Annotated in this window: 13 protein-coding genes; 7 read left to right on the forward strand and 6 right to left on the reverse strand. The window is 46.3% G+C overall.

The window, feature by feature from the left end; genetic code table 11:
• Positions 1-74: 74 nt before the first annotated feature.
• The 6 genes from QUB10_RS31815 to QUB10_RS31840 form a co-directional block, all read right to left on the reverse strand.
• The gene (locus tag QUB10_RS31815) at positions 75-503 is read right to left on the reverse strand and encodes a DUF5996 family protein (protein WP_333207123.1); all 429 of its coding nucleotides are present in this window, start codon (positions 501-503) and stop codon (positions 75-77) included.
• Between the two features lie 35 nt (positions 504-538).
• A complete protein-coding gene (locus QUB10_RS31820) occupies positions 539-730 on the reverse strand; it encodes a UBP-type zinc finger domain-containing protein (RefSeq protein WP_333207124.1) in 192 nt (63 codons plus the stop codon).
• A gap of 120 nt (positions 731-850) precedes the next feature.
• Entirely contained in the window at positions 851-1,426 is a 576-nt protein-coding gene (locus QUB10_RS31825; RefSeq protein WP_333207125.1) for an antibiotic biosynthesis monooxygenase, read from the reverse strand.
• Between the two features lie 45 nt (positions 1,427-1,471).
• Complete coding sequence (locus tag QUB10_RS31830; protein WP_333207126.1) at positions 1,472-2,089, reverse strand: FMN-dependent NADH-azoreductase; 618 nt, start codon at positions 2,087-2,089, stop codon at positions 1,472-1,474.
• A 287-nt stretch (positions 2,090-2,376) separates the two neighbouring features.
• On the reverse strand, positions 2,377-3,261 hold the full coding sequence (locus QUB10_RS31835) for an NmrA family NAD(P)-binding protein (RefSeq protein WP_333207127.1): 885 nt from the start codon (positions 3,259-3,261) through the stop codon (positions 2,377-2,379).
• A 14-nt stretch (positions 3,262-3,275) separates the two neighbouring features.
• On the reverse strand, positions 3,276-3,953 hold the full coding sequence (locus tag QUB10_RS31840) for a nuclear transport factor 2 family protein (protein WP_333207128.1): 678 nt from the start codon (positions 3,951-3,953) through the stop codon (positions 3,276-3,278).
• A 176-nt stretch (positions 3,954-4,129) separates the two neighbouring features.
• Here QUB10_RS31840 and QUB10_RS31845 point away from each other — a divergent pair, with 176 nt between their 5' ends.
• From QUB10_RS31845 to QUB10_RS31870, 7 genes are all read left to right on the forward strand, one after another.
• Positions 4,130-4,330: a hypothetical protein gene (locus tag QUB10_RS31845; protein WP_333207129.1), complete on the forward strand. Its 201-nt coding sequence runs from the start codon at positions 4,130-4,132 to the stop codon at positions 4,328-4,330.
• 264 nt (positions 4,331-4,594) lie between these two features.
• Positions 4,595-4,843, forward strand: coding sequence for an IS66 family transposase (locus QUB10_RS34355; RefSeq protein ID WP_445300813.1), 249 nt, complete (start codon positions 4,595-4,597; stop codon positions 4,841-4,843).
• Between the two features lie 115 nt (positions 4,844-4,958).
• Positions 4,959-12,035 (forward strand): PAS domain S-box protein, encoded by a 7,077-nt coding sequence (locus QUB10_RS31850; RefSeq protein ID WP_333207130.1) that lies wholly within the window; start codon positions 4,959-4,961, stop codon positions 12,033-12,035.
• Between the two features lie 7 nt (positions 12,036-12,042).
• Entirely contained in the window at positions 12,043-12,672 is a 630-nt protein-coding gene (locus QUB10_RS31855) for a response regulator transcription factor (RefSeq protein ID WP_333207131.1), read from the forward strand.
• A 415-nt stretch (positions 12,673-13,087) separates the two neighbouring features.
• Positions 13,088-13,561: a hypothetical protein gene (locus QUB10_RS31860; protein ID WP_333207132.1), complete on the forward strand. Its 474-nt coding sequence runs from the start codon at positions 13,088-13,090 to the stop codon at positions 13,559-13,561.
• A gap of 51 nt (positions 13,562-13,612) precedes the next feature.
• Positions 13,613-14,071: a hypothetical protein gene (locus QUB10_RS31865; protein WP_333207133.1), complete on the forward strand. Its 459-nt coding sequence runs from the start codon at positions 13,613-13,615 to the stop codon at positions 14,069-14,071.
• Positions 14,072-14,410: 339 nt separating this feature from the next.
• Positions 14,411-15,088 carry an isochorismatase family protein gene (locus QUB10_RS31870; RefSeq protein WP_333207134.1) on the forward strand — a complete coding sequence of 226 codons (678 nt, stop codon included), beginning with the start codon at positions 14,411-14,413 and terminating at the stop codon, positions 15,086-15,088.
• Positions 15,089-15,340 lie beyond the last annotated feature (252 nt).

A 15,340-nucleotide genomic window follows, 5' to 3' on the forward strand; every position in this document is an offset into this window, starting at 1 on the left:
ATCTCTTGTTTCATCTGTAGAAAAAATTCTTAAAGAATTTGGAGATAATTATGTAATTAATTTTGCTTAACTACTTAAGTAGCATGGGTTTCATCCTGCTCAAATCGAATTGGATTGGGGACTTCATTTGGTTTAGTGTTAATTGTGATGTGAATATCCAATGCTCTGAGCGTTTCCATCACGGTTTGATAAAAATCAGCGACCGAGCGAGGGTAGAGGGCGATCGCCCGTCTTGCCCCTTCGCTGGTTTGAATCAGCAACTCATGATCAATGAAATCAAAGTCGATTTGAAAGATGCGGCTGCCATAGGGAATCGTGGAAGTGGTCAGTCCCCGAACGGTTAGATAGAGGGGAATATGCCAGGAATGATTAATCCACGGAGTTTGGGCAAATCGGATTTTGCCGATGATTTGAGTCCACATGTGCAAGGTGGCATAGGTCTCTTGCCATGCGTCCAGGGGTAAACTCGGCCAAATATCTGTTAGGGCAGGCTGATTTGACATCATGATTTCCTCGCGAGTAGAAAAGGGGCGCGTGATCAATAGTTCTTCTGTTGTTCGTCGGTAAAACACCACAGCCATTGTTCTCCCAATTCGGCTGAACTAATCACCGCATGTCCACTTTCTTCGTAATGGCGGCGAGCGTGTTGATTTTTAGACGAGTCGCAGCACAGCATTTTGCCGCAGGTTTGACAAATTCTCAAGTGAACCCAGCGATGGCCAACTCGCATGCATTCCTCACAGCGGAATACCGGGTAATTGGCTTTTGCAATCATAGTCTCTAGCGTCAGTTCGTTCAGGTGTTGACAAGACATGTAAAATTCCTGTGAATGTGCAAGATATGTACTTGATCAGGTGGGATACAGCCATTTGCGAAAAAGTTGAGTGAGGCGTGGCATAATCACGTAGGTCAGCAGGGCAACCGTTAGACCTGTAACCAACAAGGTTCTGAGCAATACCGGAAGCCCAACCAGGAGCGGTACTAGCAAACGGTTGAGAATAGATATCGTAAAAAACACTCCCAGCCATGTCATGATCGCCATTTTGTAGCGCGGAGGTGGAGCCTTCATGGGTTTGTTAGGAAGCGTAAACCAGGTTTCCAGACCCGTTAGAGTTTGAATGGTTTCAGGCTTTTCAATCAAGGGCTGCAACCGCTCAAGCCATTCCTGCCGCACACTGGATTCCAGCCAGGTTTTGAGGTTGTCGTAATGATCAAATCTGAGAATTGCCACATATTCAGGATGAGTGTGGTCACAGGGTCGGATCACGCTGACTCCTAAGTGTCCCTTAAATTGGTGAGCAGCCGTCGCAATTCCGTGCAACCATTCCTCATAACCTTGCTCACGCCCAGATCGAACGAAGTGAGAAATGATGGCGGTTACCTGACGAGTTTCTTCATCTGTACCTACTACCCGTGGATCTAGCATTACACATGACCTCAAAAACTTTAGCTACCCAAAAAGTGATGATAGTTAATGCGCGATCGCTGCTTTTAAGGCAGATTGGGCATTAGCAATCGCCAAATTACGGGCTTCATCCCCCAGATTAAGGCTATCGGCATAGATAAACTCAATATCCGTGATACCAATAAACCCAAAAATGAGTTGCAAGTAGGGTGTTTGTAGATCATAGGCATGAGTAGGGCTACCTTCGGGGTAGGCTCCTCCCTGCGCCATAATGATCGTCATCTTCTTGTTGTGAACCAGTCCCTTGTAACCTGCTTCATCAACGGAGAATGTACGTCCCGCTCGCACAATTTGGTCAAGATAAGCTTTGAAGTTGGCAGTAATGGTGAAGTTATACATGGGGATACTGAAAACGTAGCGATCGGCTGATAAAAACTCGTCGATCAATTCGTCGGAAATTTGAATTGCAGCGGCTAACTCAGGTGTATGTTGATCGGATGGAGTAAATGCAGCCGCGATCCAGTCTTCGCTCACAAAAGGAACAGGGTAATGCCCAATATCACGGTAGGTGATGGTGTCGTTGGGATGAGTGGTTTTCCACTGGTTAATGAACTCTTTAGAGAGCGTGCGAGAGATGGAGCGATCGCCACGCGGACTCGCATCTAAATGGAGAATGTGGGTCATAGGATAAATTCCAGATTGTGAATGAAGAATGTAGCGGAGACGAATGAGCGATCGCTGGCGATCGCGCAGCCAGCCGAACCTGCGCCGACCACAATGTAATCATATTGAGTCATAACACTCTCGCTTGCAAACTTAACGGTTGTCCTACAAGATTCTCTTTGTTCTATCTATCTGAAGTGTATTGAATTCCAGTGCTTGACTGCTTTCAGATTCTTACAATGGTTTGTCAGATTCTTATGGAGTTAGCTAATCTGTTTCAGTGCCCTTCCACTGAAGCACTTAGCGTGTTAAGCCAGAATGTGTTTGAGTAGTTTATGGATTGCAAACTGCTCAAATGTTGTTGGTGTAATTGCTTCAGGTGTTCGTGCTGTTGCATAGATGCCATCAGGATTGCCAAGGGCGCGAAACAGATTCCCTAACTGTCGTTGTACATCCGGGGTTGCTCCAGTCAATGATAGTTGCTGCTGGATTGATTCAACCGTTACTTGAACATATTCAATCGAACGATTCAGCACTCGCGAAACAATAGCAGTGGTTTCAGGAAGCGTTAGATTTTCTGGTCCCATCAAATTACGAATCCATTGCCCAGCCCAACGATCGTCAAGTAAATACTTTGCGGCTTCATCACCGATGTCATCAGTACTAATCCAGGGAATATCATGGTCACTGGCGTAGGGAAAATATACGGCATTGTCTTGCTCAATAAACTTGACTTGCCCTAGAAAATTCTCCATGAAATAACCAGGACGCAGATGCAGCACATTCGAGAACGTTTGGTTGAAAATCGATTCAACAGTCCCAACAAATGTAACTGTGCCGAGATCTTCACTTGCACCTGCACCCAGGCTAGAAATGTTGACTACTCGCTTGATGCTGTTTTCACGCACTGCTCTAGCCCCAGCCATCGCCGTCTGGATATACCAATCGCGTAAGCTGAGTGCATCCAGTTTCGGTGGAGTCACCCAAAATAAAGCATCTGCATCCTGTGTTACCTCGATCAATCCTTGAGGATCATCACTGCTGATTGGCTTCACCGTAGCACCTTGAGCCGCTAAATCAGCTAGCTTCTCTGGCTGTCGTGTCAGAAGGATGGTTTCGACTCCAGCCTGAACAACTTTCTGTGCAGCGCGTCGTCCAATATTGCCGGAAGCTGCGGTAATCACAATTTTCATGCTTTTTCCTTTGCCTACGCTACGCTATCTGCATTGAAAGATTGACGCAAATTTTGTGTGCCACCCCATGCCTCAAGGGCGGGAATAGGATTCCAGTATTCGCGATAATGAATGATCTTGCCTTCTTTAGTTTCCAGCCGCATTACATAATCTTGTTGATAGTGATGACCTGTAGAAACAATGACGGCTTCTCCATGAACCTCAGCAAATAGAACATTAGGATTTGACGTTGGGTAAATCCGGACGTTGGTAAACACCAAATCTTGCATTTGTGCTGGCACATCTTTCATGTAGTTGTAGATGGCTTCTTTGCCTTCTAATCGTCCTGGTGTCGTGGAAGCATAGGGAAACTCAACGATTGCATTTTCGGCAAACAAATCTACCCAAGCTTGAACATCCTTACCCACAAGTGCTAAATGAGTGGCAAAAGCTTCAGCCGTCTGTCGCTCTTGGTTTGGTACTGGTTGCATTGAATTCTCCTGAAAGCAGTTGATATTGCCAAAGTGAATATCCGGTGTACTTTGCTCCGAGTAGATCGGAGGCGACTGCACTGAGAGCAATGCGATCGCTTCTAATGCTTTCAACGTCGCTCCTTGAGCGTGCGTTAATCCAGTTGCACCTTGAATATTCATGCCCTCAAGCATGGAACCGTGCAATCTACTTACTTGATCCATTTGCATGACTGTTTGCATAAATTCAATATAGGTGGTCGCCTTCAAGCTGTCGCCTATAGCAAGTTAAATTTTCTACAGTGCAAATTGATAGATTAACCATTCCATCGCGGAGTAGAAGGCTGGCTCTAACTTAAGTTAGAATCCGAATTTGATCGAAAGTACATTCATACAACCGATCGACCATCAATGTCTGAATGCAAAATCCGGTAGCGATGTCCCACACCTTTGATGCGGGCGACGACCTGTTTGGCCCCCCGGATGAAGCGGCTGTTACTACGAGCTATTGCCGTGAACCGACGACGACAGACCCTGGCTGCCTCAACGCTTCAGCAATACGGCTCTTGATTCCGAGGCAGCCTGTGGGATATCTTGAATCTGAAGCCCCAGTCCCCTGATGGACAGCAATTTTTCAGGCACTACTCATTGGTGACAAGTTAAGACTTAATTGCATTTGTCAATCAGTAATATTACTCAAAAAAACTGCTTTTTTAGGAGTGGAAAATTTACGATTTGAGAGGGAGTAGGTATAAATATCATGGGAGGCATGATTCCTCGATCACCCAAATCTCAGTTTTATACCCAAAATCCGAGTAAATGTTGAGCATAATTGCTGATTGACAAATGCTTTATTAGCTTAACTGGTTACCAATGGGCACTACTTGACTATTGAGAAGCATCTGCTGCTGTTCCTCGACAATGAGACGGTGCCGCCGACCAATCATTCCAGTGAACAGGCACTGCGCTGGAGCGTGGTTTTTCGCAAGGTCACCCATGGCTTTTGCTCCGATTGGGGTGCGGAGTTGTTCGCCCAAGTGCGGTCGTTGGTAATACGGCTCGCCGTCAGAGTATCTCTGCCTTCCAGGCTATTTCCTATGCCCTTGCCTCATACCAATCTGATTGGCTACTGAGTTGAGCAATTACAGGTCAAGATATAAAGATCTACACAAGGAGCTTTATATTCTGGAGTTTGGCAAGCGATATACTTTGGGAAACGGATGACAGTCCTTCATCGGGGAGCATTCAATGATTACCCTGCCTGGAATTACTATCCACAGCAAAATCTATGAGAGCTTAGCTTCTTTGGTGTATCGGGGCATCAGAGAGCAAGATAACTGTGCAGTGATTGCCAAAGTTCTCAAGCAGGATTATCCCTCTCCTCAGGATTTAACTCGCTATAGGCAGGAGTATGAAATTACTCGCTTTCTCAACATTGAAGGCGTAGTCAAGGCATACAGCAAGCAAGACTATCAGCGCACGCTGGTTATTCTTTTGGAAGACTTTGGTGGAGAGTCTTTAGAATGCTGGATGCGACAACAATTAGACTTCTGTCCCATGCCGCTGTCGGTTTTTTTGAATATGGCGATCGCCATTACTGATACTCTAGGCAAAATCCATGCGGCTCATGTCATCCATAAAGATATTAATCCTGGCAACATTGTCTTTAATCCGAGGACTGGCGTTGTCAAAATCATTGATTTTGGCATTGCCACTCGCTTCAGTCGCACCAATCCCACATTCAAAAGTCTCCATCTTCTAGAAGGAACCCCCGCCTATTTGTCGCCAGAGCAAACCGGACGAATGAACCGTATGCTCGACTATCGCACCGACTTTTATTCACTGGGTGCAACCTTCTACGAACTGTTGACGGGACAATTACCGTTTCCCACTAAAGATCTCCTAGAGGTAGTCCACAGCCACATTGCCAGACCGCCGACTCCCCCGCATGAATTGAACGCAACAATTCCCCAACCTGTTTCAGATCTTATTTTGAAACTGATGGCAAAGAATGCGGAGGATCGCTATCAAAGTGCTTGGGGCATCAAAGCAGATTTAGAACGCTGTGCCCAGCAACTGGCAGAAGTGGGTTTAATTGAACCTGTGCCATTGGGTCTACAAGATGTTTCTGAACAATTTTGCATTCCTCAAAAACTGTATGGGCGAGAAGCGAAGATTGCAGCATTATTGGCGGCGTTCGACAGAGTGGCAGGGAATGAGGGAGTAGGGGAATGGAGAAGTGGGGGAGCAGAAGAAGACATTACCCTACCACCGTATCGTGAAATGATGCTGGTCTCCGGTTATGCTGGCATCGGCAAAACGGCATTGGTGCAGGAACTCCATAAACCGATCACAGCAAACCAAGGCTATTTTATCTCTGGCAAATTTGACCAATTTGGGCGCAACATTCCCTACAGCGCCATTGTAAATGCCCTGCAAAAGTTAGTGCAGCAACTCTTGAGCGAACCGGATAAGCAGGTGGAAGTGTGGCGATCGCGCCTGCTCACTGCTCTGGGCAGCAACGGACAAATCATCATTGATGTCATCCCCGAAGTTGAGTTAATCATTGGCAAGCAGTCGCCTATACCCGAAGTTGGAGCAACTGAGGCACAGAATCGCTTCAATCTCACGTTTCAAAGATTTGTGCGGGCGTTTTGTGCAAAAGAGCATCCCCTAGTCATTTTCTTAGACGATCTACAGTGGATCGATTCTGCGACTTTGAAGTTAATCGAACTTATCTTACTTGATGAGCAAATCCAGTATCTGTTTTTGATCGGAGCCTACCGAGATAACGAACTGACTCCAACGCATCCGTTGGTCTTAACGCTAGAGAGCATGCGAAACCAGGGAGCAGTAATTCAGGAAATCATCCTGACCCCCTTAACCCTGGAACCGTTGAGTCAACTGATAGCTGAGACATTACATCACAATCCTGATATCGTTCGCTCCCTAGCCCAAGCTGTGTCACGTAAAACCGAGGGCAACCCTTTCTTTGTCGGTGAATTTTTGAAAATGCTGTATGGCGGAAATCTGTTGACTTTCGATACACAACAGTTGAGCTGGCAGTGGAACCTGGCAGAGATTGAAGCTCAAGATATCACTGATAATGTGGTGGAGTTGCTGCTGCGTCAGTTGCAGAAATTGCCGGAAGCAACACAGCAAATTCTCTGCATAGCCGCTTGTATCGGGGCTGAATTTGATTTAGAGACGTTAGCGATCGTTTGCGAAAAATCACCGAAAGCAATTTTTCAGGATTTATTAGAAGCAATACAAGCTGGATTAATTCAACCTTTGTCTAACTTGGACGAAGACTTGTTGGTTCAAGAGTATAAGTTTTCGCACGATCGCGTGCAGCAAGCGGCTTATGCCCTAATTGATGAGTCGCAGAAACAAGTGGTTCATCTGCAAATTGGTCGCAATCTCCTCAAAAAAACGTTGCCAGAACAGCTATCAGGGCGGTTGTTTGAAATTGTTGATCATCTCAATCATGGAATTGAACTTGTCTCTGATCAAGCCGAACGTAATGAGATTGCTCGATTGAATTTAATAGCAGGTCAGAAGGCAAAAGGGGCGATCGCGTATAGTACGGCAAGAAACTATTTAACTACAGGGAGACAATGGCTAGCAGCCTCTAGCTGGCAAACAAATTATGACCTGACCTTGGAGTTATATGTAGCAACGACAGAAGTTGCCTATCTGTGTGGCGAGTTTGAACAGGTAGAATTTTGGGCAGAGATTGTCTTTAAAAAAGCCAAAACTATTCTTGACAGCATCAAAGTTTACGAAGTCAAAATTCAAACGAACATCGCGCAGAGTCAGCTATTAGGAGCAATCAATACAGCATTGCAAGTTTTGCAACAACTGGGAATCAGTTTTCCAGAACAGCCAGATCAGGCAGATATTCAACTTGACCTCAACGCAATTACAGCCTGCATCAGTGGAAAACCAATTTCTGATTTGCTTTATTTGCCGGAAATGAGCGAACCAGACAAATTGGCAGCAATGCAAATTTTGTCAAGCATCACACTCGTTGCCTATGGTGTCGCTCCTGACCTGATGCCCTTACTGGTGTCTAAACAGGTTAGATTGTCAATTCAATTTGGCAATGCCTTTGCCTCTGCCTTTGCCTATGCTTCTCATGGAGCAAATCTTTGCGGAACAGGAGACATTGAGACGGGCTACGAGTTCGGAAGCCTGGCTCTCAGGCTGTTGTCACAACCCAATACCAATTCACTCAGAGTTAGAACACTCCTAATCATCCATAACTACATTAATCACTGGAAAAATCATGTTAGAGAAACGTCCAAGCCTTTACTAGAAGCCTATCAAACTGGGCTAGATACTGGAGATTTAGAGTTTGCTGCCTATTGTGTTCATATCTACTGCTTCCTATCCTTTGCTCTTGGAAAGGAACTGACGGAAGTAGAACGTGAGATGACAACCTACAATCAAGCCATCCGTCAAATCAAACAACAGGCAGTACTGACATGGAATCAAATATTTCAGCAGTCTGTCCTGAATTTGATGGGATGCTCAGTCAATCCCTGTCGTCTTATTGGTGAATCTTACAATGAGGAAGATGGATTGCCACAACATAAATTAGTAAATGATGGAGCCGCTCTCATTGGGATTTATTTCAACAAGCTTTTTCTATGCTATCTATTTGCTGACTATGTTCAAGCCGTTGAAAACTCAACTATAGCGGAAACCTATTTAATTCGTGTCACAGCGACTCCCCTTGTTCCTCTGTACTACCTCTATAACTCTCTAGCAAGGCTCGCAAGATATCCTGAAAGCAGCGCTCAAGCTCAAGAGGAAATCCTCAACCATGTTGCTGTTACTCAGGAGAAAATGAAGCATTGGGCATATTATGCGCCGATGAATTATTTGCATAAATATCATCTGGTTGAGGCAGAGAAGGCGCGAGTTTTAGGTCAGTGGTTTGAAGCAGAAGAGTTCTACGAACAAGCCATTCAAGGTGCTAGAGACAACGAGTATCTTCAAGAAGAAGCATTAGCGTACGAATTAGCTGCCAATTTTTACCTGTTTCGTGGCAGAGAAAAGTTTGCTCAAACCTACATGAAAGAAGCTCACTACTGCTACGATCGCTGGGGCGCAACCGCTAAAGTTAAAGACTTAGAAACTCGCTATCCACAGTTCTTTTCTCAGTCGTCTAGAGCCGCTTCCACATTAATTCCTATTACTGCTGAAACTATCACTAATCCCTTCCATACTACTTTCGATTTAGCAACAGTGATGAAAGCTTTACAGGCGATTTCTCGTGAAGTTGAACTGAAGCAATTGCTGCGATCGCTGATGCAAACTTTAATTGAGAATGCTGGCGCACAAACCGGATGTCTAATTTTAGAAAATTCAGGAAAATGGTCGATTGAAGCGACTTGTGAACTCAATAACGATGAGAATGCTTGTGCGACTCAGGTGTTACAGTCTATTCCAATTGCCGATCGATTGCCAGAATCAATCATTCAATATGTGATTCGGACTCTGAAGCCTGTCACCTTAAATGATGCGACTCGTGAAGGTGCTTTTATTAATGAGCCATACATTCAACAGAACCAGCCTCAATCTATTTTCTGTTTGCCGCTGCTGAATCAAGCCAAGCTGGTCGGTGTATTGTATTTAGAAAATCGGTTAGCAGTTGGAGTATTTAAACCGGAGCGATCGCAGGTCTTGCAGCTATTATCGACTCAAGCAGCGATCGCCATCGAAAATGCCAACCTTTACTCAGAACTGCAGGCTAAGGAAAGCAAGATCACCCAGTTCCTTGAAGCGATTCCGGTGGGAATTGCGATCGTGGATGCGACGGGTTGCCCTTACTATGCCAACCAATGCGGCAATCAACTCATAGGCAAAGAAACTGATACTTCCATAGCACCGGAGCAGCTCTCAGAGGCTTATCAGCTTTATGTAGCGGGAACGGATCAACTCTATCCAGCGGAGAGCTTGCCTATTGTGCGGGCATTAAGGGGCGAACGCATCAGGACTGAAGATATAGAAATTCGTCGAGATCATGTCACAATTCTAATTGAGGCACGGGGAACACCAGTTTTTGATCGACAGGGCAATATTACTTATGCGATCGCTACCTTTCAGGACATTACAGAGCGCAAACAAGCCGAGAAACTCCTAGCCGACTACAACTGCACTTTAGAGCAACAGGTCGCAGAACGAACTGCTGCGTTACGACAAAGTGAGGCCAATTACCGCAACCTGCTACAAACCGCGAATTCAGTCATCATTCGCTATGACACGCAAGGACGGATTCGATACATCAACGATTATGGGGTGAAACTTCTCGGCTATGAAGAACATCAGATTTTAGGGCGAACCTTATTTGAAACAATCATTCCAGACATCGAAACCTCTGGACGCGATGTCAAACCATTTGTTCACGATTTACTTCGTAATCCTCAATTGTACCCGCAAGGCGAGAGTGAAAACCTGTGTCGAGACGGTCGGCGAGTTTGGATGGCCTGGTCGAATCAAGCTATCTTCAATGACCAGGGAGAGGTCGTTGAAATTTTATCGGTTGGCAATGACACCACCCAGCGTAAACAAGCAGAAGAGGCTTTACAACGCAGTGAAGCCAAGTTCCGAACTATCTTTGAAAACTCGCAAGTCGGCATCTTCCGAACCCGCCTCTCGGATGGACTACTTCTCGATGCCAATCAACGCCATGCCAATCTGTTTGGCTTTGATTCACCAGAGGAGATCATTGGGCTTGAACACGTCATAGGCTATTATGCAGATCCCAGCGATCACCAACACCTCATTGAGTTGCTGAAGCGGGATCGGGAAGTGCGAAGCTTTGAAGTCCAGATGCGAAAACGAGATGGGACATTGTTTTGGGGGCTTTTCTCTCTTTATCTGAATGCAGGCGATGACTACACCGAAGGGGTAGTTGCAGATATTAGCGATCGCAAACAAGCAGAAGCCGCTCTACAAACGAGTGAAGAACGACTACGCTTAGCATTAACCGCTTCAAATCAGGGACTCTACGATATGAATCTCAAAACTGAAGAAATCGTGGTTAACCCAGAATACGCTTTAATGCTGGGCTACGATCCAGCAACATTTCACGAGACCAAATCTAGATGGGTTGAGAGTTTGCATCCTGATGACAGAGAATCAATGTTTGCAATTTACAATGGTTTTATGACTGGAGAAGTCCCCAACTATCAAGCAGAGTATCGCCTGCGTACCCGGGATGGTCAGTGGAAATGGATTCTTTCTGTCGGCGAAATTGTTGCCTGGAATGAATCCGGTGAACCCATCCGAGCGTTGGGAGTTTATACGGATATCGACGATCTCAAACAGTCAGAAGCCGCGCTGCAAGCCTCTGAAGCAGAACTGCGGGCGCTCTTTTCAGCCATTCCCGATCCGCTATGTGTTGTTACTGCTGAAGGGCGAGTGATCGAAACAGTCGCAGGGAATCCGAGGCAGTTGTATAGTTCAGTTGAGGAGAAGGTTGGTAAAACACTGCATCAGATTTTTGAAGAAGAACAAGCCGATAAATTCATGGGTTATATTCAGCAGGTGCTGAGAAGCCAACAAGTGCTTACCGTTGAGTACAGCCTACAGATAGATGGACGAGAAACTTGGTTTTCGGCGCGCATTGCACCGATTCGGCACGAGCAGGTCATTTGGATAGCGCGAGATATTACGCTGCAAAAGCGAGCAGAAGCAGCCTCGATTCTGGAAGAACGCAATCGCATGGCACGCGAAATTCACGATACCCTTGCTCAAGCGTTTACAGGCATTCTGGCTCAGGTAGGAGCTGCGAACCAGGTGCTAACGGATGATTTAGAAGCAACTGGGGTACACCTGGATCTGATCAAAGAATTGGCGCGAACTGGACTGGCTGAAGCGCGGCGATCGGTCTTTGCGCTCCGCCCTCAGCTTCTAGAGGAGGGCAGTTTACAGAGCGCTCTACATAGTCTCATCGCTCAAATCAGAACTGCCGCAATGGATACCACTTTATATTATGAGATTGAGGGTGCAGTGTATTCTCTACCGGCTGAAGTCGAGAGTAACCTACTGCGGATGGGGCAGGAAGCATTAACCAATGCGATGAGACACGCCAATGCTGACGAAATTCGAGTGCAGCTAGTCTACGATCGCGATCGGGTTTGCTTGCGGGTGAAAGACAATGGGCAGGGCTTTGGAGTTGGGCGTATTCCAGCCTCTGAGGGTTTTGGCTTATTAGGTATGAGCGAACGGGCAGAGCGCATTGGCGCACAACTCACGATTAGGAGTCAACCTGGACAGGGAACAGAAATTATTGTCACCGTCAATCGGGAGTAACATCACGATGAGCCAAGCCACGACTATTCGGGTTTTGATTGCGGACGACCATGCTATTTTTCGGCAAGGATTAGCCACGATTATTAACCGTGACCCAAATATGCAGGTGATTGCCCAAGCCGAAAATGGGAAACAAGCGATCGCCTTATTTCGGGAACACCAACCAGATGTAACGCTAATGGATCTGCGAATGCCTGAAGTGGAAGGAGTTGCCGCTATCAGTGCAATTTGTGCTGCTGCTAAATCGGCTCGGATTATTGTACTAACCACGTATGATAGTGACGAAGATATTTATCGGGGATTGCAGGCAGGCGCAAAAGGATATCTGTTGAAAGAAACTGAACCTGACGAGCTTCTGAATGCTATTCGTACCGTTCATCGGGGTCAGAAGTATATTCCGCCCGATGTAGGAGCAAAGTTGGTACAGCGCCTCAGCAATCCAGAACTGAGTGAAAGAGAACTAGAAGTACTCGGCTCACTGGCGCAGGGAATGAGCAATGCCGATATTGCGGCTGCTTTGAGTATTGGTGAAGGCACTGTCAAATCTCATGTCAATCGGATTTTGAATAAGTTAGATGTTAGCGATCGCACTCAAGCTGTGATTGTTGCCGTTAAGCGTGGCATTGTTAGTCTGTAGCGATTGTCTTGAAAGTCAAGAGGAAGGGGAAGTTTTTTTGAGTTGCCCATGCGCATGACAAAATGACGGCTCTGGATATCCGTTGAATTGACGCAGGCGGGAGGCTAGTGCTGCGTCAACACTAAATTTAGGGTGATGTGTTGGCTCGTAGTGAGCGCTTCAGCGCTCAAGCACTAATTACCAACCCTAATTTTTAGCTGTGATACTGCACTAATCCAGCCTTTAGACGATTCTATTGCCGTGCGTGTCTAATGGTCACAACTTTCTGCTCGATTTTGCATGACTTTCAAGACAATCGCTACTAAGAACTGGCTAGAGGTAAAGCATCCAAGAAATATGGCAAAAGTATCTAAAAAGTATTGCCACTGTTAGATTCTTTTGCTATAATTAAGCTATACATTACTAATAAACTAATATGAGCGACACCATTCAAACCTTTACTGGGAATACTCTTGAAGACATTCTGGCTTCTGGGGGAGATTATGATTGGGTGGTTGATCCGAATCGGGCTAAGGCTTATAAGTACCTGGTCTGTTGCCATTCGGGTGGAGCCAAGCGTGGGACGGGGTTTGTCGTTGGGAAGATTAGTCATGTCGAGCATATGCTGACTCATCAGAAAGGGGATAAAGAGCAAAAGCGCTACCGTATCTGTATTTCGGAGTATGCGGAGATTGACAAGGAGGATTTATGGCCGGGGCAGCAAAATCCTGTGAAGTATACGAGTTTGGAGGATTTGGGGATTAAGTTATCGAGTCTGAAGTTTCAAAAGGTGTCGAAGCCTGTAGCTTCAGCGGTTCCGGAAGCGCTGACGATTGCCCAGGCTAAAGCAGGCTTGGCGAAGCGGTTTGGGGTTAGTGAGGAGAGTATCGAAATTACGATCAAAGGCTAATGGATCGTTCGAGCGTAGGATTTTTGTACAGTAATTAACCCGGTGAAGATAATGGATTTTTCTCAGTTGAAGTACATCAAAAATGTCAATGATAGTGATGGTTGGGCATATGAAAACCAATCACGGTATTCTTATTTCCCGCTAACCTTTAAAAGAAACGATGGCGTAGAAGCTCATGCCCTGAAGTTGCCCAAAGGCTCTCTGATTATTCTGTCTCAGACATCTCGTCAAGGTAAGCGATATCTTACTCATATGGTGGAATTGTGTAATAACTCTGAGGAGGATAAGCTCCAGTGGAGTTCGGAGCAGTGGGGGATTATTCGGTGGATCAAAGTTTGTTGGGTTTCAGATTTTTGTAATGTTGACACGATGCCTGTTGATCGAGAGGTAATGAAAGCTGATTGGGGGTGGTTGGATACAAAAGCCAAGTCTCTAGAAAGTCCCAATTTGATGGCGCAGTGGGGTAGCCTCGACAATTTGAGAACGCATCTAAAGACGATTTTTATCTAAGTTGACGCATTCTATAGCCTGACAGTCGCATTTACCGACAGTCAGGCTAGTAGTTCGCCAAGCGAACTACTAGCGGATTACTATTTCTGTGCTGGGGATTGAATTGTCCCCGATGGTTGCCCAGCCTTTGCGGTCTTGCTGATCTGCACAGAGACATAAGTTCAAGTAAGGTGTACTTTCGATCGCATTCGGATTCTAACTTGAGTTATAGTCAGCCTTCTACTTTGCGATGGAATGGTTACTTTATCAATTTGTACTGTAAAAATTTCAACTTGCTATAGACGACAGCTTCAAGGCAATCTCCTATATTGAATTTGTAATGAAAAAGGAGACAAACCCATGAGCAACACCATCGACACAATGATCGATCCCAACGATGCCGTGCTGCTGCTGATCGATCATCAGAGCGGACTCTTCCAACTTGTGCGTGATATCGAACTCCCAGCCCTCCGTTCCAATGTCACGGCGCTCGCCAAGACTTCCCGACTCGCCAAGATTCCGACCTTCACGACTGCTTCGGTGCCCGATGGTCCCAATGGTCCCCTAATTCCCGAAATCCACCAGCACAATCCTGAAGCGGTTTACATTCCGCGCACAGGCCAGATTAACGCCTGGGATAACCCGGCTTGGGTAGACGCTATCGAGAAGACCGGGCGAAAGACTCTCCTCATCGCTGGAACTCTCACCAGCGTCTGCATGGCGTTTCCGACGCTGAGCGCATTGGCCGCTGGTTACAAGGTCTTCACGATCATTGACGCTTCCGGCAACTGGAGCCAGATGGCGACCGACCTCACTCTGGCCCGCGTCGTCCAAGCGGGAGCCATGCCCATCGACACTTACGCAGTAATCGGCGAACTCATGAACACATGGAACCGTCCGGACGCAATGGAGTTTGCCACTGTCATGGTTGACCTCATGCCGATTTACCGCGCCCTGATGGAGAGCTATGACAAAGCTCAATCTGTGCAACGAGATGGACAGGAGACCAAGCTCGATCGGCAAATGGCACATGTGTAAAAGCACCTAATTGCAACGCGCACGCGCAAAATAAAAAAAGTGAAGGCGAGGAGTTGGTTATCAGTTCCTCGCCTCGCATTTCCGATAAGAGTGTCCGTAACGCCCCAACAAGCAGGCTAATCGGCATTGTCAGTTTGTAGGGTGTACTTTCGATCGAGTTCGGATTCTAACTTAGAACCCACATTCCGCACCCCCAACTGGCACATACGCGGATTGAGGGGGTAAAAGTGAATCATCCGAGACAAAGCGTGA

Origin of the sequence: Microcoleus sp. B5-D4 (assembly GCF_036705145.1) — a bacterium.
Classification (GTDB): Bacteria; Cyanobacteriota; Cyanobacteriia; order Cyanobacteriales; family Microcoleaceae; genus Microcoleus.

What these genes read in the sequence shown, in the direction of transcription:
- QUB10_RS31815 (WP_333207123.1), bottom strand. Translation starts at nt 503, where the DNA reads ATGTCAAATCAGCCTGCCCTAACAGATATTTGGCCGAGTTTACCCCTG.
- QUB10_RS31820 (WP_333207124.1), bottom strand. Translation starts at nt 730, where the DNA reads ATGCGAGTTGGCCATCGCTGGGTTCACTTGAGAATTTGTCAAACCTGC.
- QUB10_RS31825 (WP_333207125.1), bottom strand. Translation starts at nt 1,426, where the DNA reads ATGCTAGATCCACGGGTAGTAGGTACAGATGAAGAAACTCGTCAGGTA.
- QUB10_RS31830 (WP_333207126.1), bottom strand. Translation starts at nt 2,089, where the DNA reads ATGACCCACATTCTCCATTTAGATGCGAGTCCGCGTGGCGATCGCTCC.
- QUB10_RS31835 (WP_333207127.1), bottom strand. Translation starts at nt 3,261, where the DNA reads ATGAAAATTGTGATTACCGCAGCTTCCGGCAATATTGGACGACGCGCT.
- QUB10_RS31840 (WP_333207128.1), bottom strand. Translation starts at nt 3,953, where the DNA reads ATGCAAACAGTCATGCAAATGGATCAAGTAAGTAGATTGCACGGTTCC.
- QUB10_RS31845 (WP_333207129.1), top strand. Translation starts at nt 4,130, where the DNA reads ATGCAAAATCCGGTAGCGATGTCCCACACCTTTGATGCGGGCGACGAC.
- QUB10_RS31850 (WP_333207130.1), top strand. Translation starts at nt 4,959, where the DNA reads ATGATTACCCTGCCTGGAATTACTATCCACAGCAAAATCTATGAGAGC.
- QUB10_RS31855 (WP_333207131.1), top strand. Translation starts at nt 12,043, where the DNA reads ATGAGCCAAGCCACGACTATTCGGGTTTTGATTGCGGACGACCATGCT.
- QUB10_RS31860 (WP_333207132.1), top strand. Translation starts at nt 13,088, where the DNA reads ATGAGCGACACCATTCAAACCTTTACTGGGAATACTCTTGAAGACATT.
- QUB10_RS31865 (WP_333207133.1), top strand. Translation starts at nt 13,613, where the DNA reads ATGGATTTTTCTCAGTTGAAGTACATCAAAAATGTCAATGATAGTGAT.
- QUB10_RS31870 (WP_333207134.1), top strand. Translation starts at nt 14,411, where the DNA reads ATGAGCAACACCATCGACACAATGATCGATCCCAACGATGCCGTGCTG.